This window comes from Streptomyces sp. ATLC9, from assembly GCF_057196705.1.
Genome location: NZ_JBXUOY010000427.1, coordinates 1 through 2,842, shown reverse-complemented (window position 1 = coordinate 2,842; position 2,842 = coordinate 1). Strand labels below are relative to the sequence as shown.

2 protein-coding genes are annotated in these 2,842 nt (G+C 70.0%); both read right to left on the bottom strand.

The window, feature by feature from the left end:
* Positions 1-84: 84 nt before the first annotated feature.
* Complete coding sequence (locus tag AC2CJA_RS25810) at positions 85-756, bottom strand: uracil-DNA glycosylase (protein WP_484605083.1); 672 nt, start codon at positions 754-756, stop codon at positions 85-87.
* Positions 757-906: 150 nt separating this feature from the next.
* A complete protein-coding gene (locus AC2CJA_RS25805) occupies positions 907-2,487 on the bottom strand; it encodes an ABC transporter substrate-binding protein (RefSeq protein ID WP_484605082.1) in 1,581 nt (526 codons plus the stop codon).
* Positions 2,488-2,842 lie beyond the last annotated feature (355 nt).

The following is a 2,842-nucleotide window of genomic DNA, read 5'->3' as shown; positions in this document are numbered from 1 at the left end:
GCGACCGGCCCGCCCCGCACGCCCGCCACCCCGCGCCGGCCCGACCCCCGCCGCGCCCGCCCCGCCCCCCCCCCGGGCAGACACTCAGGAACCGAGGTTGGGGACGCACCAGTCGATCGGCGTGTGCCCCTGCGCCGCGATCGCCTCGTCGATCCGGCTGAAGGGGCGCGACCCGAAGAACCTCTTCGCCGACAGCGGCGAGGGGTGCGCGCCCTGGACCACCGTGTGCCGGCCGGTGTCGATCAGCGGCAGCTTCTTCTTCGCGTAGTTGCCCCACAGCACGAAGACGGCCGGGTCGGGGCGGGCGCCCACGGCGTGGATCACCGCGTCCGTGAACTTCTCCCAGCCCCTGCCCTTGTGGGAGTTGGCCTCCCCGGCCCGGACCGTCAACACCGCGTTGAGCAGGAGCACGCCCTGCTTCGCCCACGGCATCAGATAGCCGTTGTCCGGGACGGGGCAGCCCAGGTCCGCCTGCAGTTCCTTGTAGATGTTGCGCAGGGACGGCGGGGTCCGCACCCCGGGCCGCACCGAGAACGCCAGCCCGTGGCCCTGCCCCTCGCCGTGGTACGGGTCCTGCCCGAGGACGAGGACCTTGACCTGCTCGTACGGGGTGGCGTCCAGTGCCGCGAAGACCTCTTCCCGGGGCGGGTAGACCGGCCCGCGTGCCCGCTCCTCCTCGACGAACCCGGTGAGCTCCTTGAAGTAGGGCTTCTCCAGCTCGTCGCCGAGGACCTTCTGCCAGGACTCGGGCAGCATGGCGTTCACGTGAGACAGACCTCCGGTGTCGGTTCCGCGCGCCCGTACCGGGCGCGTATCCCCAGAACGTACCGGTGACCGCTGACAGTCATGCCGCGCGTGCGGGCGGTCAGTGGCGAGCGGCCACCGGTGACCGCCCGTCCCCGCGGGTCACCAGCTCTTCTTGCGGTCGAGCTCCCACAGCCGCATGATCGTCGAGGAGTCGATGCTCCACTCCACGCCGGCGATGTCCTCGTGCGCGGCGATGTAGAGCTTTCCCTGCCACAGGGGCAGCAGGCGGGCGTCCTCGGCCAGGATCTTCTGCGCCTGGGTGAAGGCTTCGCCGGCCGCGCCCCGGTCGCTCTCCTTGCGGGACCTGGGCAGCAGCGTGCCGGTCAGGACGTCGTGCTCGTACGGGGCGCCCAGGGCGTTCTCCTCGCCGACGAACGGCGAGATGTAGTTGTCCGCGTCCGGGAAGTCGGGGAACCAGCCGCGGCCGAACACCGGGTACTGCCCCTCGGTGACGCCCTCCTGGAAATCGCGCCACTCGCGGCCCTCCAGGGTGATCTCGAACAGTCCGGATGCCTCCAGCTGCCGCTTGATCTCGGCGAACTCCTCGGCGGTCGTCGCACCGTAGCGGTCGGTGGTGTACCAGAGGGTCAGCTTCACCTCCCCGTCGATCCCGGCCTGGCCCAGCATGCTGCGGGCCTTCTCCACGCTGGGCTCGCCGTACTCCTCGTGGAAGGCGCTGGTGTGGCCGGTGATCCCGCCGGGGACCATGGAGTACAGCGGGGCGGCGGTGCGCTTGTAGACGTTGCGGACCAGGGCCTTGCGGTCGATGATCTGGGCGATCGCCCTGCGGACGGCCGGCTCGGCGACCGAGTCGTGCTGCGGGTTGAACACCAGGTAGCGGATCTCGGTGCCGTAGACCTCGTTGAGCTTGATGTCCGGGTGGTCGCTGCGGTTCTTCCCGAAGTCGTCGATCTGCTCGGGGGTCAGGCCGCGGTAGGTGAGGTCGACCCCGCCGTTCTTGAGCTGCTCGACCATCTTGGCCGAGTCCTTGAAGTAGCGGACGGTCACGGCGTCGTTCTTGACCTCCGCGGAGCCCTTGTAGGTCTGGTTCCTGACCAGCTCGGCCCGCTCGTCCTCCTTGTAGCCGTCGAGCAGGTAGGGCCCGGAGCCACTGATCTTGTCCGTCTCCAGCAGCCGGTCGGCCGGGTATGCGGCGGGGTCGACGATGGACGCGGCGGGGGTGGCCAGGACCAGCGGGAAGGTCGCGTCCGGCCGCTTGAGGTGGAATATGATCGTCCACTTGCCGGAGGTCTCGATGCGGTCGACGCTCTGCAGCAACTGGGCGGGACCGGTGGGTGCCTTGATCCTCAGGGTGCGCTCGATGGAGTACTTGACCGCCTCCGCGTCCAGCTCGTTGCCGTTGGAGAACGTCAGGTCCTTCTTCAGGGTGCACCGGTAGACGCTGCTGACGGCGTCGGTGAAACCGCAGCGCTGGGCGGCGTCGGACTCCGGGGTGCCGCTGGAGCTCGGGAAGTGCAGCAGGGTCTGGTAGATGTTCCGGTACAGCTCCCACGAACCGTCCCAGGCGCCGGCCGGGTCGAGGACGCTCGGCGTGCTCGTGGTGCCGACCACGATCGCCTCCTCGTTCTCCTCCTCACCGAGGAGCGAGCCGCATCCGGCGAGCAGGGTCGCTGTCACCAGCACGACTGCGCCCTTCAGAGGCTTGTTCTGGCTGAACACTTGCACGCTCCTCGGTCGGCTATGCCACTAATGCCACTAGATGCCACTACTGCCTGGGTTGCTGTGGGGGATCCACCGGCTGACAGGACGGAGCGCGCGCCACGGTGCGGAGCGCGTGCCACCACACGTACGGCAGGGTCTCAACGGGCCTGTCGTGCCGAGGACGTGGCAGACCTTACCGCAGCATATGACGGGGCTGACAGGCTTCTGGACCGGGCAAGATCAGGACTTTGTCCGCGGCGGACCGGGCGGTCGCGCAGAGTACGGGAGCCGTTTCAGGACGCGCACCGGGGGGGGGGGGGGGGGGGGGGGGGGGGGGGGGGGGGGGGGGGGGGGGGGGGGCGGGGGCGCGCGG